The organism is Streptomyces sp. TS71-3, from assembly GCF_018327685.1.
In the GTDB taxonomy this organism is placed as follows: domain Bacteria; phylum Actinomycetota; class Actinomycetes; order Streptomycetales; family Streptomycetaceae; genus Streptomyces.
This window is the reverse complement of sequence record NZ_BNEL01000001.1, coordinates 130,092-150,272: the sequence shown is the minus strand read 5'-3', so window position 1 is coordinate 150,272 and position 20,181 is coordinate 130,092. Positions and strand designations below refer to the sequence as shown.

The following is a 20,181-nucleotide window of genomic DNA, read 5'->3' as shown; positions in this document are numbered from 1 at the left end:
CTCGCCCCGAGTGGGCCCTCGCCTCAGGTGAGGCTCGCCGCCTCCTCCCCCGTGTCCGGCGACACGTCCAGGGGCGTACCCGCGGCCGCCCGCTCGCGGCGCGGGAGCAGCAGCGGCGTGGCCAGGAGGAGGACACCGGCGATCGCGATGGCGGTGCGGGGGCCGGTGGCGGCGGCCAGCAGACCCCACAGGGCCGTCATCGCCGCGATGGCGGCGCTGGTGCTGACCGACCACGCCGACAGGGTGCGGGCGAGACGGCCGGGTTCCGTGTGGTCGAGCCGGTAGGTGGACAGCACGGGGTTGAACAGGGCGGAGAACGTCACCAGGCCGAACTGGACGACGATGACCAGCACGATCCCGGCCAGGCCGGGCCGGACGAACGCCAGCCAGAGGGGCCAGCAGGCCCGCAGCACGCCGGAGAAGAGGATCACCCTGTGCTGCCCGAACCGCGTCACGAGGCAGCTCGCGAGGCGGGAGCCGAGCAGGCCGCCGGCGCAGGGGAGCGCGAACACGAGGCCGTACTGCCAGGGCGCGAAGCCGAGGCGGCCCAGCAGGAGCACGGCGAGCAGCGGCTCGCTCGCCATGATGAGGCTGTTGACCGCGAGCACGTTGAAGAACAGCGGGCGCAGCCCGGGGTGGGTGAGGATGTGGCGCCACCCTTCGAGCAGGTCGCCGGCCCGCAGCCGCGTCCCCTCAGTCCGCGCGGGGCGCGGCTCGCTCCCGCCGACGGCGCGGAGGCCCAGCGCGGAGAGCAGGTAGCTGGCCGCGTCGGCCACCACGGTCGTCACGGGGCCGAACAGCCCGATCGCGGCGCCGCCGAGCGGCGGTCCGAGCACCGCCGACGTCCACATCGTCGACTCGAACCGGCCGTTCGCGACGAGCAGGTCCTCCGGCGGCACGAGCGTCTTCAGGAACGCGCCGCTGGCCGCCCTGAAGGCGATGTCGGACGCGGCGACGACCACGGACACGACGAGGAGCTGGACGAAGCTCAGCAGGCCGAGCGCGTACGCGGCGGGCACGCTCAGCATGGCCGCGAACCGGGTGAGGTCCATCCCGATCATGACCGGCCGCTTGCGGCGGAACTCGACCCACGGGCCGAGCGGCACCGCGAGCACGGCCCCCACGGCCCGCCCGGCGGCGGCCAGCGCCGCCACCTGGGTCGGCCCGGAGTGCAGCACGAGGATCGCGATCAGGGGGAACGCGCCGAACCCGAGCCACGTGCCGTACGAGCTGACGGCGAACGCCGCCCACAGCCACCCGAACCGCCGCCCCAGCGCACGCCTGCCCGCCATACCGCCGCCCCTCTCGCCGATCCGGGAACCCGCCACCCGTGCCCCGCGACCCGCTGACCGTCGGAATCAAAGCGAGTGGCGGGCGGTGGGGGCAAACAACCGACCCGCCGGGAAAGCACAACCGAGCGTTGTGTCGATACGGTGACGGCGTGGATCTCGACGCCGTGCGCACCTTCGTGGCCACCGTGGACGCGGGGCGGTTCCAGGACGCCGCCGCCGAACTGTCCGTCACCCAGCAGGCCGTCTCCAAGCGCATCGCCGCGCTGGAGAAGGTGCTCGGCGTCCGGCTGTTCGTCCGCACCGCGCGCGGAGCGCAGCTCACCGCCGACGGACAGGCGTTCCTGCCCCGCGCCCGCGACCTCCTGCGCGCCGAGGAGCGGGCGGTCGCCTCCGTCGGCCCCGGCCGCCGCGCGCTGCGCATCGACGTGATCGGCAGGCGGCTCGCCCCGGCCGCCGTGCTGGGCGACTTCCACCGCGCGCACCCCGAGGTCGAACTCGACGTCGTGACCCTCTTCGACGCGGACGCGGCCGTCGACGCCATCCGGTCCGGCACCGTCGACGCGGCCTTCCGCGCCGTCACCATGCCCGGCCGGCGGCTCCCCGCCGACATCCGCGCCGCCCGCGCGTTCGGCGAGCCCATCGAGCTCCTCACCGGGCCCGCGCACGAGCTGGCCGGCGCCCGCGCCGTCACGCCCGCCGACCTCGCCGGGCACCGGATCTGGATGCCCGGCATCGTCGCGGGAACCGAGTGGGCCGCCTACTACGGCGACCTGGCCGCCGCGTTCGGCCTCACCATCGAGATCACCGGCCCCGACTTCGGCACCGAGCCCCTGCTGGACACCCTCGCCGTCACCGCGCGGCTCGCGACCTTCGTCGGCGAGCGGACCCGCCTCGTCTGGCCCGCCGAGCACGGCCTGCGGCGGATCGCCGTGCACGGCCCGACGCCGGTCTACCCGCACTCGCTGCTGTGGCACCGCGACAACCCGCACCCGGCGCTCGCCGCGCTCCGCGACCACTTCCGCTCCGGGCGGTCCGGGCACCCCGACGGGGAGATCTGGACACCGGCGTGGGCGCCCTGGCCGGGGCCGGTGGGCGAAGTGGAACCAGCAGGTCCGTGAGCCGGGGACACGTTCGGTCCCGGAACGGTTCCGGCCGTGCTACGACACCCCACCTGCATGCGCTTTTCCCCCTCGCGGGTCTAAGGTCGAAGGCGGAGGTCCAGGGGGAAGGGGCAGGCCGGATGGCTCAGGACGACGCCGTGGTCGGCTGTACCGGGATTCTGGTCATCGGCACCCGTGGCAGCGCCGGTCCCGGCGAGGTGCTCGTGCGGGTGCGCGGCGGCTCCGAGACCTTCCTCGCCTGGTCCGACGAGCCCCTGTCACGAGGGGCGACCGTTCTCGTGATCGAGTCCCGTGGCACCCGCCAGGTGGACGTCATCGAGTGGACGGATCCATTGGACGCCACCGCCCTGGACGCCGGTGGCGTGGGCTGAGGAGATGAAGGATGTTCGGTTACCGCGTTCCCGCCCCTGACCAGGCGATGCTTATCTCCGGTGGCAGGCGCGGCCTGGGTGGCGCCCCCTTCCGGGTGGTGACCGGCCACGGGAAGTTCGTCCTGCCGGTCTTCCGCAAGACGCGCTTTCTGACCCTGGCGATGCGCGAGGCCGAGGTCGAGGAGAAGTGCGTCACCCGGCAGGGCATCACGCTGACGGTCCGCTCCGTGATCGCCTTCAAGGTCGGCAACGACGACGAGAGCATCGTCAACGCCGGCCAGCGGTTCCTCTCCGACCAGGAGCAGATGGCGATCCTCACCGGCCGGATCTTCGCCGGCCACCTGCGTTCCATCATCGGCTCGATGACGGTCGAGGAGATCGTCACGGAGCGCCAGAAGCTCGCGACGGAGGTCCTGGAGACCTCGAAGGCGGAGATGGCGAAGATCGGCCTGATCGTCGACTCGCTCCAGATCCAGTCCATCGACGACGGCGACACCGGCTACATCGAGGCGATGTCGGCGCCGCACAAGGCGGCCATCCGCCGGCAGGCCCAGATCGCGCAGGCCCAGGCCACCCAGACCGCGGCCGAGGCGGAGCAGGAGGCCGCGCGGAAGCAGGCGGAGTACGCCCGCCAGACGGCCGTCGTCCAGGCGGAGTACAACGCCCAGGTGGACCGCGCCCAGGCCGAGGCCGCGCAGGCCGGTCCGCTCGCCCAGGCGCACGCCCAGCAGGAGGTGCTGGCCGCGCAGACCGAGCTGGCCCAGCGCAAGGCGGAGCTGCGGCAGAAGGAACTGATCGCCGAGGTGGTCAAGCCCGCGGAGGCGGAGGCCGAGCGGATCAGGCTGCTCGCCGTCGCCGAGGCGGAGCGGATGAAGATCCAGGCGGAGGCCGCGGCCTCGCACGACCGCGTGGCGCTGGACCGGATGCTGATCGACCAGCTCCCGGGGATCGTGAAGGAGGCGTCCGGCGGCCTGGCCGGCGCCAACGTCAACGTCCTCAACGGCACGGACGGCCTCGGCGAGATCGCCGCCGGCCTCGTCGGGCAGGGGCTGACGATCCTGGACTCCGTCCGGCAGAACCTGAACAACGGCGGCTCGGCGAAGGCCGCCGCGGACGGGCACGGGGGCTCGGACGGGGCACGCGTCGGCATCGAGTGACCCCACGCAACGGCGCCCCGGAAGGGGCGCGGGGTGGTACGGCTACCAGTGGTTCCCCGCGCCCCTGACGGGGCGTACGCATGCCGGAACGTTCCGGCCGAGCTGGGACGGTCAGTAGCCACCCCCGCCGCTGCCGGTGTTCGTCCCGCTCGGGCTGGGGCTGCCGCTGGGGCTGGCCGACGACATCTTCGTGATCTGCTTGCCCGTCGCGTCGAGCGCCCACCACTTCGCACCGAACTGGTTGAGGCCCTGTCCGGCGGTGTCGCCGGCCTTCTTGTCACCGGCGAAGTAGTACACCGGGTGGCCGTTGACGGTCACCTGTGTACCGCCGTCGGTCCGCTTCGTGGTGCCGAGCTTCACGCCCGAGCCGACCCCGCTGCCGGCCTTGGGCTCGCCCACGGTGAGCACCGGCGGCCAGGCCGCGGCACAGGCACCGGTGCAGGTGGACCTCGTCGTGGTGTCGGCGAGGAAGCGGTACACGGTGAACCCCCTCGCGCCGACCATGGTCCTGCCGAGACCGGTGTTGTGGACGGAGAGCGAGGCGGGTCCGGTCGGGCTGGCGGTGGGGACGACACCCGCCTGCTTGGTCGCGGTCGCCGCGGGAGTCTTGGCCTTTGCGCTCTCTTCGGCCTGTGACACCGTCGAGGACGATTTGTCGCTGCCGGCGGAACATCCTGTGGTAACTGCGGTGGCCAGGCTGACGGCGGCGAGCACCGCGGCACCGGCTGCCCAGTCGGCCGCCCAGGTCGTGCGTTTCATACGGACCCCTCGTAGTTGGCAGGCGTCGTCGGTGACGCTGTCTCCACTAACGATCAGCTCCGCGGCTCCGGCAATCCGGGTGACCCGGCCGGGCTAAGCAGGTGGGGGACACCCCGCTCGGGCGGGTGAGAGGGCACCGGCCGGCACGGGACCCGCGCCCCGGGTCCGTCGAGCGCCCCGGGGAGGCTCCCGGCGCGGAATTCCTTACGCGCAAAGGGTGTTGGGCATCAGTGCGCCGGCACAACACGGCCGCACGCGGCGCACGGAACCACCTTTCGTAGCGACGCCCGCCGTGCGGGCGCCGCCTCCCTCTCCGCAGAGGAGGACGCCGAACCGTGTCAGCCCAGCTCTCGGACGCCCTGAAGAAGTACGTCGACGAGGAGAAGGTCTTCGCGACCGTCGCCACGGTCCAGCCCGACGGCCGCCCGCACCTGACGGTCGTCTGGCTCAAGCGCGAGGGCGACGACCTGCTGTTCTCCACGACGGTGGACCGCCAGCAGGGCCGGAACGTCGCCCGCGACCAGCGCGTCACGATCCTGATCAGCCCTCCGGACGAGCCGTACAGGTACGCCGAGGTCCGCGGCACCGCCACGGTCACCCCCGACCCCGACCGCCGCATGCCCGACGAGCTCTCCCTCAAGTACCGGGGCATGCCCTACGCCCAGGCCAACCCGAACTCCGTGAACGACGCGGACCGCGTCATCGTCCGGGTGACCCCCGACAAGGTGACGGGCCGCTTCTGACACAGACCCGCACGCGAGCGTCGCGGGCCCCGCCCCCGGGGCCCGCGACGGCGAGGGCCCCGGACCACCTGCGCCCCCCGATGGCGGGAAAGCCGAGACAAAAGGCAAGCCGGTTCAAGGGGCGCGGGGAACTGCGCAAACACCCCCGCGACGAGACACCCAACACAAGAGACCAACCCCGGAGCCCGGCACAGCCAGCGCAGCTCACGGCACCCACTTGCGCCGATTCGCCTCCCGCACCCGCGCCCGCAGCACCTCCCCCGGCTCGGCCACATCCACCTCCCCCGGAGGACAGTCCCACCTCCGCCCGCCCCCGGGCGGACGCAACTGCACGTACCCGCCCTCGTACCCCATCACCTCCCCCACTCTGCCGTCCCGCCCGTCCCGCACGTACGAGCCGATCGCCGGCCGCCGCTCCCCCGCCGCGGGCTCCGTGGCGCTCACCGCCTCACCTCGCTGAGGACGGCGACCAGGCGCTGCGCCGTGTCGACGTTGCAACGCCCCAACTCCACGAGCGGGTACGGCTCCTCGCTCGCCGCGGTCAGCGGGTCGACGCGCAGGGACGGCAGCACCACCCCGAGCGCCGCCAGCGCGCCGCGCAACCGGTTCACCACGTCCTCCACGGCCTGGATCCCCTCCACCGACTTGGCCACCATGATCCTCCAACTCCACGCTCAGTACCTGAGTTCTCCACAAAGAGTGGCGGATGGAGAGCTACCCTGACCACTGTCGGTGAACAACACCACTCTCTGTGGCACAGTTTGGGAGGCTGCCATGCCGGGCCCGAAGGATCTCGACCCCACCTCCTCGCCCCGCGCGATGCTCGGCAGCGAGCTGCGCCACGCCCGCGAGCGCGCCTGCCTCACCCAGTCGGAGCTGGGCGAGCCGCTCTTCGTCAGCGGTTCCTTCATCGGCCAGCTGGAGGCCGGTACGCGCCGCATGCAGTTGGAGTACGCCGTCCAGTTCGACGAGATCCTCGGCACGGACGGCTTCTTCACCCGCAACTGCGAGGCGTCGGCCAGGTCGAGGTACCCGGACCACTTCGCGGAGGCGGCGGAGGCGGAGGCGGTCGCCACGGAGATCAGGGAGTACGCGCCGCTGCTCATCCCGGGGCTCCTCCAGACGGAGGCGTACGCGCGGGCCGTGTTCCGCGCGTACCGGCCCACGGCCGAGGAGGAGGTCATCGACGAGCTCGTGGCCGCCCGGCTGGACCGGACCCGGCTGCTGGACGATCCGACGACACCGATGTTGTGGGCGGTACTCGACGAGGCGGTGCTGCGCCGGAGGGTCGGGGGCGCGGCGGTGATGGCGGAGGCTCTGGGGCACGTGGCGGCGGTGGCGCGGCGGCACCGGGCGATCGTTCAGGTGATTCCCTTCACCGTCGGAGCACATGCCTGCCTTGACGGCGCGCTGAAACTGATGTCCTTCCCCGACGCTCCCAAGCTCGCCTACGTCGACGGCCCGAGCATGGGAAAGCTGATCGATGACCCGGCCAAGGTCAGCAGATACCAGCTGACTTACGACCTGCTCGGTGCCGTTGCACTTCCGCCATGGGATTCGATGGTCCTCATGGAATCAGTGGCACAGGATTACGCCCATGGAGCACAGAAGCCATGACCACGACCTGACCCGGGCCGCCTGGCAGAAGTCCAGCCACAGCGGAGGCGACGGTGCCAACTGCCTCGAAATAGCCACCGGCTTCCACGGCATAGTCCCGGTGCGCGACTCGAAGAACACCGCAGGGCCCGCCCTCCTCTTCCGGGCGCCCGCCTGGGCGGAGTTCGTCGTGGGGATCAGGAACAGCGCGGCCTGAGCCTCCCCGTACGCAACACCCCCCGCCGACCGATCGCCGGATCGACGGCGAAGGCCGCACCGCGGCGACGCGGCTCGCGCGGCCTCCCCGGCCCGCGGCCGGACTACGCCGCTCTCGCGGCCACGCAGAACCCGTTGCCCTCCGGGTCCGCCATCACCAGATGATGGCCGTCGACCTCCACGAGGACGCTGCCGCCCGCGGCCGTGAGCCGTGCCCCCTCCGCCCTGATCCTCGCCCAGCGCTCCCCCGCCGTGCCGTGGCCCGGGACGCGTATGTCGATGTGCAGGCGGTTCTTGGCGGTCTTGGGCTCGGGAACCCTGAGGATCGACAGGCGGGGCCCCACCCCGTCGGGGTCGCAGAGCCAGGCGCCGTCCTCCTCGTCGCCGGCCTCCTCCGGGCCGAACGACGCCAGCCACTCCTCACGGGTCGCGAACGGCGCCAGCGGCGGCTCGTCCACGTAGCCGAGCGCCGTCTTCCAGAAGGCGGCGAGCACGCGCGCGTCCGCGCAGTCGAAGGTCAGATCGATTCGGATCGCCATGCCCAGGACCGTACAACCCGCCACTGACAGCCCCTCCCTGGAAGACCCGCCGCTGAGGGACCGTCCCGGAAGCCCCGCCACCGACAGCCCGTCCGAGAAGCCCCGCCACCGACAGCCCCGTCCCCGGAGACGACCGAGGGCGGCACCCCCTGAAGAGGGGATGCCGCCCTTGGTGTGAGCGAAAAGCTCCGAACCTCCGAACCGCGGTGGCGGATCAGAAGTCCATGTCACCGCCCGGCATACCGCCCGGCGCGCCGGCGGCGGCGCCGGCCTTCTCCGGCTTGTCGGCGACGACGGCCTCGGTGGTGAGGAAGAGGCCGGCGATCGACGCGGCGTTCTGGAGCGCGGAACGCGTCACCTTCGCCGGGTCGATGATGCCCTCGGCGACCAGGTCCACGTACTCGCCGGTCGCGGCGTTCAGGCCGTGGCCCGGGGTGAGGTTGCGGACCTTCTCCACCACGACGCCGCCCTCAAGGCCGGCGTTCACGGCGATCTGCTTGAGCGGGGCCTCCAGGGCCAGCTTCACGGCCTGGGCACCGGTGGCCTCGTCGCCGTCCAGCTCGAGCTTCTCGAAGACCGACGCGGCCTGGAGCAGCGCCACGCCACCACCGGCGACGATGCCCTCCTCGACGGCGGCCTTGGCGTTGCGGACGGCGTCCTCGATGCGGTGCTTGCGCTCCTTGAGCTCCACCTCGGTGGCGGCGCCGGCCTTGATGACGGCCACGCCGCCGGCCAGCTTCGCGAGGCGCTCCTGGAGCTTCTCGCGGTCGTAGTCCGAGTCGGAGTTCTCGATCTCGGCGCGGATCTGGTTGACCCGGCCCTGCACCTGGTCGCTGGAGCCGTTGCCGTCGACGATGGTGGTCTCGTCCTTGGTGATGACGACCTTGCGGGCGCTGCCGAGCAGGTCCAGCGTCGCGTTCTCCAGCTTGAGACCGACCTCCTCGGAGATGACCTCGCCACCGGTGAGGATGGCGATGTCGCCGAGCATGGCCTTGCGGCGGTCGCCGAAGCCCGGGGCCTTGACGGCGACGGACTTGAAGGTGCCGCGGATCTTGTTGACGACCAGGGTCGACAGGGCCTCGCCCTCGACGTCCTCGGCGATGATCAGCAGCGGCTTGCCGGACTGCATGACCTTCTCCAGCAGCGGAAGGAGGTCCTTCACGTTGCTGATCTTCGAGTTGGCGATCAGGATGTACGGGTCGTCGAGGACGGCCTCCATACGCTCCATGTCGGTGGCGAAGTACGCCGAGATGTAGCCCTTGTCGAAGCGCATGCCCTCGGTGAGCTCCAGCTCCAGACCGAAGGTCTGCGACTCCTCGACGGTGATGACGCCTTCCTTGCCGACCTTGTCCATGGCCTCGGCGATCAGCTCGCCGATCTGGGTGTCGGCCGCGGAGATGGAGGCGGTGGAGGCGATCTGCTCCTTGGTCTCCACGTCCTTCGCCTGCTCCAGGAGGGCGGCGGAGACGGCCTCGACGGCCCGCTCGATGCCGCGCTTCAGCGCCATCGGGTTGGCACCGGCGGCGACGTTCCGCAGGCCTTCCTTGACGAGCGCCTGGGCGAGGACGGTCGCCGTCGTCGTACCGTCACCGGCGACGTCGTCCGTCTTCTTGGCGACCTCCTTGACGAGCTCGGCGCCGATCTTCTCGTACGAGTCCTCGAGCTCGATCTCCTTGGCGATGGACACGCCATCGTTGGTGATCGTGGGGGCGCCCCACTTCTTCTCCAGCACGACGTTGCGGCCCTTGGGGCCGAGCGTCACCTTGACGGCGTCGGCGAGCTGGTTCATGCCGCGCTCAAGGCCGCGCCGTGCCTCCTCATTGAACGCGATGATCTTGGCCATGTGAAGTGGTCCTCCCGGACAACAGAGGTCTCCCCATGCCCTGTGAGAGCGTGGGGCGGGATTGCTCCGGACCGCGCTGGCGCCCGCGACGGACGGTCTGCCTGCCGCCGCGGTTCCTTGCCCCGCGGCGCCTGCGGACCTCACCGACCCGGTCCTTCTTTTTGTCACTCTCACCTTCAGAGTGCTAACGCCAATGATTAGCACTCTCCCCACCCGAGTGCAAGGTTCCGCTGCGGCGGGTGGCCCGGGGCGGGTGGGCGGTGCGTCTGCGTGCGGCGTGCGGCGTGCCGGTTGCGCGGTTCCCCGCGCCCCTGATCGGGCTCGTCCAGCCCCTTGCCGCCTCTCGTGCGGCTGACCGGCCGCGGGCTGTTTTGCGCAGTTCCCCGCGCCCCCCGATCGCAGCCCGTCCAGCCCCCTGCCGCCCCTCGTGCGGCTGACCGGCCGCGGGCTGTTTTGCGCAGTTCCCCGCGCCCCCCGATCGCAGCCCGTCCAGCCCCCTGCCGCCCCTCACGCGACCAACCGTCCACGGGCTGTTTTGCGCAGTTCCCCGCGCCCCGGCCGCAGCCCGTCCAGCCCCCTGCCGCCTCTCACGCGACCGACCGGCCGCGGGGGCCTTTCGCGCAGTTCCCCGCGCCCCGGCCGCAGCCCGTCCAGCCCCCTGCCGCCTCTCGCGCGACCAACCGTCCACGGGGCTCCTTCGCGCAGTTCCCCGCGCCCCTGATCAGGGAACGTCGGCCGCCAGCCGCTCCCGCCCGGCTGACCGTCCCCCGGCATGGCGAAGGGCCCGCGCCCCGGGTGGGGTGCGGGCCCTTCGGTAAACGTCGCTGTATTCAGTCGGCGCTTCAGCCGGCCACACGGACCATGTCCGCCTGCGGCCCCTTCTGGCCCTGCGAGATCTCGAACTCGACCCGCTGGCCTTCCTCCAGGGTGCGGTAGCCGTCCATCTGGATCGCGCTGTAGTGGACGAAAACATCCGCACCACCGTCGACCGCGATGAAGCCGTAGCCCTTCTCCGCGTTGAACCACTTGACGGTGCCCTGAGCCATGCCTAACTCCCCTATTACTGGCCCTTGCACAGGACCGCACTTCGCGGACCCGGGTCAGACCTCACGCCCCAAATGGTTGGGGGTGTGCGCCGGAACGCGTCGACCGCGGCTGAATGTATCTGTCCAACTGCCGTCTGCAACAGGTCAAGCGGACGAGAAATCTGGGCAGCGCAGATCGTAAATAGCCGGAGAATTCCCAAGAACTCAGGGCAATTCGGGCCGGGCAAAAGCCGTGAAGGGCTGAAAAGAGTCGGGGACTTTGGCCATTTCTCGACGGCAAACGGCCGCACTCCCCCAGGCCCCGACTTGGGGCGAGCGGGCGCGTTCCCAAACTCTACCGCTTTCAATCCTACTGAATTGCCCCCTCCGCTTCTTCTCCGGAGGGGGCAATCACAGGGACGGTTCGGGGCGTCGAACGGTTCCGCGGGCCGGAGCGGCCTCCGGGAGGCGCCGGGACGGGCGGACTCGTGAGGCCTGAGGGGGCTGAGAGGCCTCCGGGGACGGAGAGGAGCGACGACAGGGGCGGCGCATTACCCGGAGCACGGAGGCACGAAGGGGGCGCACTTGATATGCACCTGCCGGGCGACGCGGTCGCGCCCCGGCCCCGACAGGCCGACGGGGCGCCCCGCTCCACGGCTGGGGCGCCCCGCTGTGCGGCGTCGAGCGGCGGGTGTCAGCAGCCGCCTGCGACGGCGGGGATGATCGAGACGCCCGCGCCGTCCGGGGTGGCCGTCTGGAGGCCCTGCTCGAAGCGGACGTCGTCGTCGTTGACGTAGACGTTCACGAAGCGGCGCAGCTTGCCCTGGTCGTCGAGGACGCGGGCGGAGATCCCGGTGTGCCGGGTCTCCAGGTCCGCGATGACCTCACCGAGCGTGGTGCCCTCGGCGGGCACTTCGGCCTGGCCGCCGGTGTAGGTGCGGAGGATGGTCGGGATGCGGACGTTCACGCTCATGTTCAGACCTTCCTGGTCCTGGTCGTGGTGGTGGTCTCTGGTGGGCGGGGCCGGGTGGGGGCGGCGGCGGGGCGGGCGGCCCAGGCGGCTCGTCCGGCCCGGTGGGTGCTGGCTCAGCCGGCCAGTCCAGCCGCGCGGAACTCGTCCAGGCTCGGACGGATCGTGGCCGTGGGGCCGGTGGTGGGGGCGACGGCGTCCAGCGTCTTCAGGCCGTCGCCCGTGTTCAGCACCACGGTGGTGAGGGTGGGGTCGAGCACGCCGGCCTCGACGAGCTTCTTCGTCACGCCGACGGTGACGCCGCCCGCGGTCTCCGTGAAGATCCCCTCGGTGCGGGCGAGGAGCTTGATGGCGTCGACGATCTGCGCGTCGGTCACGTCCTCGACGGCACCGCCGGTGCGGTGCGCGATGTCCAGGACGTACGGGCCGTCCGCGGGGTTGCCGATGGCGAGGGACTTGGCGATGGTGGCGGGCCGCTGCGGGCGCACGACGTCGTGGCCGGCCTTGAAGGCCGTGGAGACCGGGGAGCAGCCCTCCGCCTGGGCGCCGAAGATCTTGTACGGCTTCTCCTCTACGAGGCCCAGCTTGATCAGCTCCTTGAGGCCCTTGTCGACCTTGGTGAGCTGCGACCCGGAGGCGATCGGGATCACCAGCTGGTCCGGCAGCCGCCAGCCGAGCTGCTCGCAGATCTCGTACGCCAGCGTCTTGGAGCCCTCGCCGTAGTAGGGGCGGAGGTTGACGTTGACGAAGCCCCAGCCCTCGCCGAGCGGGTCGCCGATGAGCTCGGAGCAGAAGCGGTTGACGTCGTCGTAGGTGCCCTCGATGCCGACCAGGTCGCCGCCGTAGACGGCCGCCATGACGACCTTGCCCTGCTCCAGGTCGTGCGGGATGAAGACGCAGGAGCGGAAGCCGGCGCGCGCGGCGGCGGCGCCGACGGCGCCCGCGAGGTTGCCCGTGGACGAGCAGGACAGCGTGGTGAAGCCGAACGCGCGCGCGGCCTCCACGGCCTGGGCGACGACGCGGTCCTTGAACGAGTGCGTGGGGTTGCCCGAGTCGTCCTTCACGTACAGGCCGCCGGTGATGCCCAGCTCCGCGGCGAGCCGGTCGGCCTGGACGAGCTTGGTCCAGCCGGGGTTCAGGTTGGGCTTCTCGGCGACGTCGGCGGGGACGGGCAGCAGCGGGGCGTAGCGCCAGAGGTTGCTGGGCCCGGACTCGATCTTCCGGCGGAGCGCCTCGGGGTCGCCGAGGGGGAGGTCGTAGGCGACCTCCAGCGGGCCGAAACAGCTCTCGCAGGCGAAGATCGGGCCGAGCGGGAAGCGCTCGCCGCACTCGCGACAGGAAAGGGCGGCGGCGGGGCCGAGGTCCACGGCCCCGGAGGCGGCTGGGCCGGGGACGGTCCCGGAGGTTCCGGAGGTTCCGGATGCCCCGGATGTCTCGGCTCCGGATGTCCCGGTTCCGGGTGCCCCGGACGCTTCGGAGGTGGTGCCGGTCGTGCTGCCGGCGGCAAAAGACTGCGCAGCCATGATGGCGAGGCCCTCTCTCCTCATCTTCCTCGCGACGCGTCTCGCCGCGAGACGGAATTGGCACCTTCCCTAGTCGGGGTCTCGCCGTCGCCTGCGCGGCGGACGGTGCACCGCGTGCGTGCACGGCGTGGCCGACTGGAGGGTTGCCGGGGCTTCAACGGGCCGTATCCCTCTGCCCCTCTGGATGAGCGCTATGGCACGGGAGCCGGTGGGCGGCTCCGGTGCGTTTGTCTCGCAATGGCCCCGGCATGCGGGGGCCATCCGCGTTGTTCAAGACTGTAACCGACGTCCGGGATAGTTGAGATAGTCGTCCGAACCGCGAGATGGATCACACGCCTGCGTTTCGGCCGGTCCGGCGGCCTGCGGCGGGCGGTGCGGGGCGGTGGGAGTGCGGGGGTGGGGCCGGGCGTGCCGGGAGGTTTGGGGTCTGGGGTCCGGGGTTCCATGGTGACGGGGGTCCGTGGTTCTGCGGGGCCGGGCTTCGGGGGGCCGGGCTTCGGGGGGCCTGGGCTTCTGGGCTTCCGAGGGGCTGGGCTTCTGGGGCTCCGGGCTTCGGGGCTTCTGGGCTACTTAGGGAATCGAGAGGGACGCGAACCGTGCTGGAAGAGGTCGAGTGGTGGCTGGACCGGCGATCGTCGTCGGTGGCCGACCGGCCGCGGCATCAGCTCGCCGCCGCCAAGCGCGCCGGCGGCGCGACGGTCAGCGTCGTGCTGCCTGCGCTCGACGAGGAGGAGACGGTCGGCGAGATCGTCTCGGTGATCAGGCGCGAGCTCATGGGGGTGCGCGGGGCGGCGGTGCCGCTGGTGGACGAGCTGGTCGTCGTCGACTCCGGGTCCACCGACCGCACGGCCGAGGTGGCCGCGGCGGCGGGCGCGCGGGTCGTGCACCGCGACGAGATCCTGCCGCGGATCCCCGCGCTGCCCGGCAAGGGCGAGGTGCTCTGGCGCTCGCTGCTCGTGACCGGCGGCGACATCGTGTGCTTCGTCGACGCGGACCTGCGCGAGTTCTCGGCCGACTTCGTGGCGGGCATCGTGGGGCCGCTGCTCACCGAGCCCGACGTGCACCTGGTGAAGGCCATGTACGACCGGCCGCTCGACGGCCGACCCGGCGAGGGCGGGCGGGTCACGGAGCTGATGGCGCGCCCGCTGCTGAACCTCCACTGGCCCCGGCTCGCCGGGTTCGTCCAGCCGCTGGGCGGCGAGTACGCGGCCCGCAGGTCGCTGCTGGAGCGGCTGCCGTTCCCCGTCGGGTACGGGGTCGAGCTGGGGCTGCTCGTGGACGCGCTGCACACCGTCGGGCTCGACGCGCTGGCCCAGGTGGACGTGGGTGAGCGGCTGCACCGGCACCAGGACGGGCGTGCGCTCGGGCGGATGGCGGCGGCGATCTACCGGACGGCGCAGGTGCGGCTTGCGCGGGGGCATGTGGGGGGTCGGTCGATGGTTCGGCCTGTGCTTACGCAGTTCGAGCGGACCGGGGAGGGGTTTGAGCCTCGGTCGTATGCGGTGGATGTGGAGGAGCGGCCGGCGATGAATCTGGTGCCGGAGTATGCGGAGCGGAGGGCGGCTTAGGGGTTCGCCTGTGGGGGTGCCCCTTCGGGTCGGTTTGCGTGTGCGGGTCGGTCGTGGCTGGCCGCGCAGTTCCCCGCGCCCCTCCGGGGGCGCCCCTTACAGGGCGGCACCCCGGTTCCCTCAGGGGCGCGGGGAACTGCGCGCTCAGCCGGCCACCGGCCGATGGTCCGAACACGACCTGCGCCACTTCCCTGGACGGTGGAACGCCATCTGTTACGTCGTGGGGCGGGGCCGCGGGCGGATATCCGTCCTCGGTCCCGCGTCCTCCGCCAACAGAAGGCTCCCCGGGGCCTGACGCAGGACACTGCGGGCGGACATCCCCCCACGCCCCCTCACGTCACATCGGCGGCCAACGGCCGGTGAGGGTACGCGCCCCTGCGCGGACGGGGCGAAGAGGGCACGTCTCGTACGCGACAGCGGCCGAGTGGGGGTACGCGTTCCTGCGCGGACGGGGCCAAGGGGGCACGTCTCGTACGCGACAGCGGCCCGGCGGGGTACGCGTCTCCTACGCGGAGAGGGGCAAGGGGGGCACGTCTCGTCGGCGAGTGGGGCTGCGCCTCCTGCGTGGAGACTGCGGGTCTCGTCGGCGGGTGGCGGGCTGTGCGGGTACGTGCGTGCCCCCTGCAGAGTGGCCGACGGAAACGTTTGAGCGTTTCCGCGGATGGCTAGGTTGGCGACATGGCTTCCGTTCCTGCTGCCCGGATCCTCGTCGCGTCCAACCGCGGGCCGGTCTCGTACACCGTGCTCGGCGACGGGTCGATGCGCGCCAAGCGGGGCGGGGGCGGGCTGGTGTCCGGGCTCTCCGCGATCGGGCCGGACGCCGACGCCGTCTGGGTGTGCGCGGCGCTCGGTGACGGCGATCGGGTGGCCGTGGAGCGTACCGGGGGCAGACTGCCCAGCGAGGACACCGGCGGGCAGCGCGTCCGGATGCTCGGTATCGCGCCGGAGGTGCACGCCGCCGCGTACAACGGCATCGCGAACTCCGTGCTCTGGTTCGTGCACCACATGCTGTACCAGATCCCGCTGGAGCCCGTCTTCGACGCGGAGTTCCGGCAGCAGTGGGCGGCGTACGAGGAGTACAACGCCGCGTTCGCAAGGGCGCTCGCCGAGGAGGCCGCCGAAGGCGCCGCGGTGCTGGTGCAGGACTACCACCTGGCGCTGGTGCCGGGGATGCTGCGGGAGCTGCGGCCCGATCTGCTCATCGGGCACTTCTCGCACACCCCGTGGGCGCCGCCGGAGTACTTCCGGATGCTGCCCGACGACATCGCGGAGCAGGTGCTGCGCGGCATGCTCGGCGCCGACCGCCTCGGCTTCCTGACGGGCCGGTGGGCGGCGGCGTTCACGGCCTGCTGCGAGGCCGTGCTGCCCGACGGCACCGGCGGCACCCGGATCGGGGTCCACGGCCTCGGCGCGGACGGGGACTTCCTGCGCGAGCGCGCGCACCGCGAGGACGTCGACGAGCGGCTCGCCGTGCTGCGCGGCCAGATCGGCACCGACCCCGAGGGCCGCCCGCGCCGCACCATCGTGCGCGTGGACCGCACCGAGCTGTCCAAGAACATCATCCGCGGGCTGCTCGCGTACCGGCAGTTCCTCGCCGACCACCCCGAGTGGCACGAGCGTGTCGTGCACATTGCCTTCGCCTACCCGTCCCGGCAGGACCTCGCCGTCTACCGGGACTACACGGCGGAGGTGAGCCGCCTCGCCGCGGAGGTCAACAGCACGTACGGGTCGCTCGGCTGGACCCCCGTCGTGCTCCATGTGGAGGACGACTTCGCGCGCTCCCTCGCCGCGTACCGGCTCGCGGACGTGGCCCTGGTCAACCCCGTGCGGGACGGCATGAACCTCGTCGCCAAGGAGGTGCCGGTGGTGTCGGACGAGGGGTGCGTGCTGGTGCTGTCCCGGGAGGCCGGCGCGTACGAGGAGCTGGCCGACGAGGTGATCGCCGTCAACCCGTACGACGTGACGGGGACCGCCGCCGCGCTCCACACGGCGCTCGGCGTGGCCCCGGAGCAGCGGGCCGAGGGGACGAAGCGGCTGGCCGCGGCGGCGACGGCGCTGCCGCCCGCCAAGTGGTTCCTCGACCAGCTCTCCGCGCTGCGCTCGGACACGAACGACGACCGGCTCGCCTGAGCGGTCACCCCGATTTACGGTCTCGGTCTCCGACTGCCGTGTCCCCGGCCGGTCCCGGCTCCTACCGCGCCGCCTGCGCCGCCAGCGCGGACAGTAGTTCCACCACTCCGGACGGGCCGTCGACGACCAGGTCCGCGCGGGCCGCGAGTTCCTCCACCTCCGTGCTGCCGCTGCACACCAGCAACCCGGGCAGCCCCTCGTCGCGGAGCTTGTCGACGGCGGCGAACGCGGGCAGGTCGCCGAGGTCGTCCCCGGCGTACAGCACCGCACGCGCGCCGACCTCGTGCACGTACGCCGTCAGTGCCACGCCCTTGTCCATGCCCGGCGGGCGGAGCTCCAGCACGAGGCGGCCGGGCTCGACGACCAGGCCGTTGCCTTCGGCGAGGTCGGTGAGCGGTTCGCGCAGGGCCCTGAGGGCCTCCTCCGGGCGTTCGGCGCGGCGGGTGTGCACGGCCACCGCGAAGCCCTTGTCCTCGATCGTGGCGCCGCGCGCGTCCGCCGTGCCCCCGATCACCTCGGGCAGCGCGGCCCGCACCGCGGCCACCCCGGGGTGCGGGTCGGGCGCGGATACCGCGCCGGTCGCGGCGTCCCAGCGCTCGGCGCCGTAGTGCCCGAGGACGACCAGGTGGTCCAGGCCCGCGACCCCCGCGAAGCCGCCGAGCCGCACCGCCGCCTCGACGGGGCGGCCCGTGACCACCGCCACCGAGCGCACCTCGGGCGCGAGCGCCGCGAGTGCGGGCACCGCGCCGGCGTGCGCGCGGGCCGCGTCGGGGTCGGGGACGATCGGCGCGAGCGTCCCGTCGAAGTCCAGGCCGACCACGGCTTCGTCCGGCCGCGCGAGCAGCGCGGCCAGGCCGTCGCGGCCCGCCTCGGTGACGGGCGTCGGCAGGGGGTCCGGGCTGACATCGTTGGCCATGGAGCGACTGTATCCAGCGTCCCTGGCCCGGACCCGGCGGGTGATCCGAAAGCGGCCACGGCGACGGGTCTCCGCCCGTTGAACAGTCGGCGAACAGTGCGTGCGGGTCGGGTCGCGGCATCCCCGAAAAGCGCTCCGACTCGTACATTTGTCCCTCCCTGGCGGGGGTGGGCGCGGGACCCCTCCCGGGCGGCTGCGCCAGTGTGGGCCGCGGCCTGTCATCGCCTCAGATCACGTGCGCGGGGGACGACTCATGGGGTGGCTGCTGGATCTGCTGGCGCCGGAGAACCTGCTGGCGCTGCTCGGCGTCGTGGCGACCGTCGGGGTGCTGTCGTACGAGCGGCTGTTCCCCGGCCGCAAGCGGATCGGCTTCCGCGTCCAGATGGACACGGTGATAGACGACGGCAGCCGGGACGAGGGCCCGCTGCACCAGCGGCTGCGGATTCTGGAGAGCCAGACGGACCTGTCCGGCCTGTCCGGCGCGTCCCTGGTGCTGCTGAGGATCGAGAACGACGGCTTCCGCGGCATCGACGCGCAGGACTACATCAACTCCCCCGCGGCGGACCACGGCCTGACGGCCACCTTCCCGGGCCGCACCGTCCGGGACGTCGCGGTCACCGAGCCCAGCCACCTGTCCCTGCTGCGCTACCTGCCCCGCGGCAGCAACGAGGAGAGCCCCGGCCTCGTCTGGTCGGGCAGCGAGGTCTCCATACCGCGGGTGCCGCTGAACCGCGGCGACCACTTCAAGCTGCTGGTGCTGCTGACCGGCCCCGGCGGGGAGAAGCCGGCGGAGGTCGACGGCCGCCTCAAGGAGGGCAAGGTCCGCAACAACGAGCGGTTCCGGCGCCCCACCAACCGGATGCTCGGGCTGATCCTCAGCCTCTTCCTCGTGACGGTCGCCCAGCCGTTCTTCTTCAGCCACTTCCAGGAGAAGCCGCTCCCGGCGGGCTGTGCGGGCGGGAACCTCAGCGTCGTCGGCTCCACCGCGTTCGAGCCGGTGATGACCCGGCTGGCCGGCGCCTACCGCGAGAACTGCAAGAGCGCCCCGAAGATCACCGTCGACGCGCACGGCAGCGGGGCCGGCATCAGCACCCTGCTCGACCGGGGCTCGGCGGCCGGCAACGGCTTCGCCCCGTACCTCGCGCTCTCCGACGGACCCGCGCAGAGCAGGAACCCGCGCCTGAAGGGGCGTCTCGTCGCGGTCTCGGTGTTCGCGCTGGTCGTCAACAAGGACGTGCGGCTCACCGACATCCGCCGCGCGGACCTCCAGAAGCTCTACACCGGGGACATCACGGACTGGCGTGACCTGCGCGCCGCGTCGGGCACGCCCGGCCCCCACCTCCGGGTCACGCTGGTGGGCCGGGACGGCGACTCCGGCTCCCGCAACGTCTTCGAGGAGCGGCTGCTGGGCGGCACCACCGAGCCCCCGCGCACGTCGAGCGCCGACGACTGCGGCACCCGGTTCCGCGAGTACAAGGGCATCACCCGCTGCGAGCAGAGCAGCACCGACCGGCTGCTGAAGACGGTGGCCGCCACGCCCGGCGCGATCGGCTACGCCGACCTGCACACCGCCCAGGAGTACGCCGCCAAGGGGAAGCTGCAACTGCTCGGCCTGGACGGCAAGCAGCCCTCCACCGACGCCGTCCGGACCAGCGGCTACCCCTTCTGGGAGCCCGAGTACGCCTACACGTACGGGACCCCGCCGGACAACTCGCTCACCTCGAAGTTCCTCGACTCCATGAACAGCGACACCGGCCAGAACGTCATGGAGCGCAACGGCCACCTGCCCTGCACGGTCCCGGACAACCGGGACGCTTGCGATCAGGCCCGGCAGGAGGATCGGTGACGGGGGGCGGTTGCGCCGGGCGCGGTGGCTCGTCGCGGGGTCGCGAGGGGTGCGGCGGCTCGTCGTGGGGTCGCGAGGGGTGCGGCGGCTCGTCGCGGGGTCGCGACGGGTCGGTGGCTCTTCGGGCGGTGACGCCGGGTCGGTCGCGCGTTGTGCGGTGACGCGGGAGGCGTCCCACCTTGTGCGGTAACGCAGGGTGCGGTGACGGGCTGCCGTGGTGGGTCGCGGCGGCTGCCGGGCGGCGTCAGCGTTCCGTGCGGCGGCGGGCGCGGATCCTGCGCAGCCGGTTCACCGTGACGGGGTCGTGTGCCAGGGCACGCGGGTCGTCGAGGAGCGCGTTGAGGAGCTGGTAGTAGCGGACCGGCGCGAGGCCCAGTTGCTCGCGTATGGCGCGCTCCTTCGCGCCGGGTGCGGGCCAGTTGCGCCGTTCGAGTGCGAGGACGGCACGGTGCCGGGCGCTCAGCTCGTCCTGGGCGCCTGTGCCTCCCCCTCAGCCCCGGGATTCCCCTCCGGGGCCCCCTCCCGCGTGCGACCGCCGTGCCCGTCCTCGTCCCCGTCCACGCCGC

20 protein-coding genes and 1 riboswitch are annotated in these 20,181 nt (G+C 72.3%); of the genes, 9 read left to right on the top strand and 11 right to left on the bottom strand.

The annotated features are described in order from the left end of the window. Positions 1-23: 23 nt before the first annotated feature. Complete coding sequence (locus Sm713_RS00720) at positions 24-1,292, bottom strand: MFS transporter (RefSeq protein ID WP_212907772.1); 1,269 nt, start codon at positions 1,290-1,292, stop codon at positions 24-26. A 149-nt stretch (positions 1,293-1,441) separates the two neighbouring features. Between Sm713_RS00720 and Sm713_RS00715 the strand changes: the two genes are divergently transcribed. The 3 genes from Sm713_RS00715 (at position 1,442) to Sm713_RS00705 (ending at position 3,941) form a co-directional block, all read left to right on the top strand. Further along, on the top strand, positions 1,442-2,410 hold the full coding sequence (locus Sm713_RS00715; protein ID WP_212907771.1) for a LysR family transcriptional regulator: 969 nt from the start codon (positions 1,442-1,444) through the stop codon (positions 2,408-2,410). A 122-nt stretch (positions 2,411-2,532) separates the two neighbouring features. Continuing rightward, positions 2,533-2,784: a hypothetical protein gene (locus tag Sm713_RS00710; protein ID WP_212907770.1), complete on the top strand. Its 252-nt coding sequence runs from the start codon at positions 2,533-2,535 to the stop codon at positions 2,782-2,784. Positions 2,785-2,795: 11 nt separating this feature from the next. Beyond that, on the top strand, positions 2,796-3,941 hold the full coding sequence (locus Sm713_RS00705; protein ID WP_212907769.1) for a flotillin family protein: 1,146 nt from the start codon (positions 2,796-2,798) through the stop codon (positions 3,939-3,941). 111 nt (positions 3,942-4,052) lie between these two features. On the opposite strand, the gene Sm713_RS00700 is transcribed toward Sm713_RS00705, so the two are convergent. After that, positions 4,053-4,700, bottom strand: a complete 648-nt coding sequence (locus tag Sm713_RS00700; protein ID WP_212907768.1) for a hypothetical protein — start codon at positions 4,698-4,700, stop codon at positions 4,053-4,055. A gap of 335 nt (positions 4,701-5,035) precedes the next feature. On the opposite strand from Sm713_RS00700, the gene Sm713_RS00695 reads away from it, so the two are divergent. Continuing rightward, entirely contained in the window at positions 5,036-5,443 is a 408-nt protein-coding gene (locus Sm713_RS00695) for a PPOX class F420-dependent oxidoreductase (RefSeq protein ID WP_212907767.1), read from the top strand. A 204-nt stretch (positions 5,444-5,647) separates the two neighbouring features. Here Sm713_RS00695 and Sm713_RS00690 read toward each other — a convergent pair whose 3' ends face one another. Both Sm713_RS00690 and Sm713_RS00685 read right to left on the bottom strand, forming a co-directional pair. Next, complete coding sequence (locus Sm713_RS00690; protein WP_212912235.1) at positions 5,648-5,887, bottom strand: hypothetical protein; 240 nt, start codon at positions 5,885-5,887, stop codon at positions 5,648-5,650. Continuing rightward, positions 5,884-6,099: a hypothetical protein gene (locus tag Sm713_RS00685; protein ID WP_212907766.1), complete on the bottom strand. Its 216-nt coding sequence runs from the start codon at positions 6,097-6,099 to the stop codon at positions 5,884-5,886. The genes Sm713_RS00690 and Sm713_RS00685 overlap by 4 nt, the downstream gene beginning before the upstream one ends. A gap of 118 nt (positions 6,100-6,217) precedes the next feature. On the opposite strand from Sm713_RS00685, the gene Sm713_RS00680 reads away from it, so the two are divergent. Continuing rightward, positions 6,218-7,060, top strand: a complete 843-nt coding sequence (locus tag Sm713_RS00680; protein ID WP_212907765.1) for a helix-turn-helix transcriptional regulator — start codon at positions 6,218-6,220, stop codon at positions 7,058-7,060. Then, positions 7,041-7,256 carry a DUF397 domain-containing protein gene (locus Sm713_RS00675; protein WP_212907764.1) on the top strand — a complete coding sequence of 72 codons (216 nt, stop codon included), beginning with the start codon at positions 7,041-7,043 and terminating at the stop codon, positions 7,254-7,256. Before Sm713_RS00680 ends, Sm713_RS00675 begins: the two co-directional genes overlap by 20 nt. Positions 7,257-7,359: 103 nt before the next feature. On the opposite strand, the gene Sm713_RS00670 is transcribed toward Sm713_RS00675, so the two are convergent. The 5 genes from Sm713_RS00670 to thrC form a co-directional block, all read right to left on the bottom strand. After that, positions 7,360-7,794, bottom strand: a complete 435-nt coding sequence (locus tag Sm713_RS00670; RefSeq protein WP_212907763.1) for a VOC family protein — start codon at positions 7,792-7,794, stop codon at positions 7,360-7,362. A 214-nt stretch (positions 7,795-8,008) separates the two neighbouring features. Next, positions 8,009-9,637 carry a chaperonin GroEL gene (gene groL, locus Sm713_RS00665; RefSeq protein ID WP_212907762.1) on the bottom strand — a complete coding sequence of 543 codons (1,629 nt, stop codon included), beginning with the start codon at positions 9,635-9,637 and terminating at the stop codon, positions 8,009-8,011. An 842-nt stretch (positions 9,638-10,479) separates the two neighbouring features. After that, entirely contained in the window at positions 10,480-10,683 is a 204-nt protein-coding gene (locus Sm713_RS00660; RefSeq protein ID WP_003986833.1) for a cold-shock protein, read from the bottom strand. A gap of 673 nt (positions 10,684-11,356) precedes the next feature. Beyond that, positions 11,357-11,635, bottom strand: a complete 279-nt coding sequence (locus Sm713_RS00655; protein WP_212907761.1) for a MoaD/ThiS family protein — start codon at positions 11,633-11,635, stop codon at positions 11,357-11,359. A gap of 113 nt (positions 11,636-11,748) precedes the next feature. Beyond that, on the bottom strand, positions 11,749-13,179 hold the full coding sequence (gene thrC, locus Sm713_RS00650) for a threonine synthase (RefSeq protein WP_249416021.1): 1,431 nt from the start codon (positions 13,177-13,179) through the stop codon (positions 11,749-11,751). Beyond that, positions 13,173-13,346: riboswitch (SAM riboswitch) on the bottom strand. (Overlaps the previous gene by 7 nt.) Positions 13,347-13,751: 405 nt before the next feature. Between thrC and Sm713_RS00645 the strand changes: the two genes are divergently transcribed. Together Sm713_RS00645 and Sm713_RS00640 are read left to right on the top strand one after the other, a co-directional pair. Further along, positions 13,752-14,723, top strand: a complete 972-nt coding sequence (locus tag Sm713_RS00645) for a glucosyl-3-phosphoglycerate synthase (RefSeq protein ID WP_212907759.1) — start codon at positions 13,752-13,754, stop codon at positions 14,721-14,723. A 702-nt stretch (positions 14,724-15,425) separates the two neighbouring features. After that, the gene (locus tag Sm713_RS00640) at positions 15,426-16,853 is read left to right on the top strand and encodes a trehalose-6-phosphate synthase (RefSeq protein WP_374196022.1); all 1,428 of its coding nucleotides are present in this window, start codon (positions 15,426-15,428) and stop codon (positions 16,851-16,853) included. Positions 16,854-16,914: 61 nt separating this feature from the next. Here Sm713_RS00640 and otsB read toward each other — a convergent pair whose 3' ends face one another. Beyond that, a complete protein-coding gene (otsB, locus tag Sm713_RS00635) occupies positions 16,915-17,769 on the bottom strand; it encodes a trehalose-phosphatase (RefSeq protein WP_212907757.1) in 855 nt (284 codons plus the stop codon). A 253-nt stretch (positions 17,770-18,022) separates the two neighbouring features. Between otsB and Sm713_RS00630 the strand changes: the two genes are divergently transcribed. Further along, the gene (locus Sm713_RS00630) at positions 18,023-19,615 is read left to right on the top strand and encodes a PstS family phosphate ABC transporter substrate-binding protein (protein ID WP_212907756.1); all 1,593 of its coding nucleotides are present in this window, start codon (positions 18,023-18,025) and stop codon (positions 19,613-19,615) included. A gap of 244 nt (positions 19,616-19,859) precedes the next feature. On the opposite strand, the gene Sm713_RS00625 is transcribed toward Sm713_RS00630, so the two are convergent. Continuing rightward, entirely contained in the window at positions 19,860-20,078 is a 219-nt protein-coding gene (locus tag Sm713_RS00625) for a DUF3263 domain-containing protein (protein WP_212911685.1), read from the bottom strand. Positions 20,079-20,181: the final 103 nt, after the last annotated feature.

What these genes read in the sequence shown, in the direction of transcription:
- Sm713_RS00720 (WP_212907772.1), bottom strand. Translation starts at nt 1,292, where the DNA reads ATGGCGGGCAGGCGTGCGCTGGGGCGGCGGTTCGGGTGGCTGTGGGCG.
- Sm713_RS00710 (WP_212907770.1), top strand. Translation starts at nt 2,533, where the DNA reads ATGGCTCAGGACGACGCCGTGGTCGGCTGTACCGGGATTCTGGTCATC.
- Sm713_RS00705 (WP_212907769.1), top strand. Translation starts at nt 2,796, where the DNA reads ATGTTCGGTTACCGCGTTCCCGCCCCTGACCAGGCGATGCTTATCTCC.
- Sm713_RS00700 (WP_212907768.1), bottom strand. Translation starts at nt 4,700, where the DNA reads ATGAAACGCACGACCTGGGCGGCCGACTGGGCAGCCGGTGCCGCGGTG.
- Sm713_RS00685 (WP_212907766.1), bottom strand. Translation starts at nt 6,099, where the DNA reads ATGGTGGCCAAGTCGGTGGAGGGGATCCAGGCCGTGGAGGACGTGGTG.
- Sm713_RS00680 (WP_212907765.1), top strand. Translation starts at nt 6,218, where the DNA reads ATGCCGGGCCCGAAGGATCTCGACCCCACCTCCTCGCCCCGCGCGATG.
- Sm713_RS00675 (WP_212907764.1), top strand. Translation starts at nt 7,041, where the DNA reads ATGGAGCACAGAAGCCATGACCACGACCTGACCCGGGCCGCCTGGCAG.
- Sm713_RS00670 (WP_212907763.1), bottom strand. Translation starts at nt 7,794, where the DNA reads ATGGCGATCCGAATCGATCTGACCTTCGACTGCGCGGACGCGCGCGTG.
- groL (WP_212907762.1), bottom strand. Translation starts at nt 9,637, where the DNA reads ATGGCCAAGATCATCGCGTTCAATGAGGAGGCACGGCGCGGCCTTGAG.
- Sm713_RS00660 (WP_003986833.1), bottom strand. Translation starts at nt 10,683, where the DNA reads ATGGCTCAGGGCACCGTCAAGTGGTTCAACGCGGAGAAGGGCTACGGC.
- Sm713_RS00655 (WP_212907761.1), bottom strand. Translation starts at nt 11,635, where the DNA reads ATGAGCGTGAACGTCCGCATCCCGACCATCCTCCGCACCTACACCGGC.
- thrC (WP_249416021.1), bottom strand. Translation starts at nt 13,179, where the DNA reads ATGAGGAGAGAGGGCCTCGCCATCATGGCTGCGCAGTCTTTTGCCGCC.
- otsB (WP_212907757.1), bottom strand. Translation starts at nt 17,769, where the DNA reads ATGGCCAACGATGTCAGCCCGGACCCCCTGCCGACGCCCGTCACCGAG.
- Sm713_RS00630 (WP_212907756.1), top strand. Translation starts at nt 18,023, where the DNA reads ATGGGGTGGCTGCTGGATCTGCTGGCGCCGGAGAACCTGCTGGCGCTG.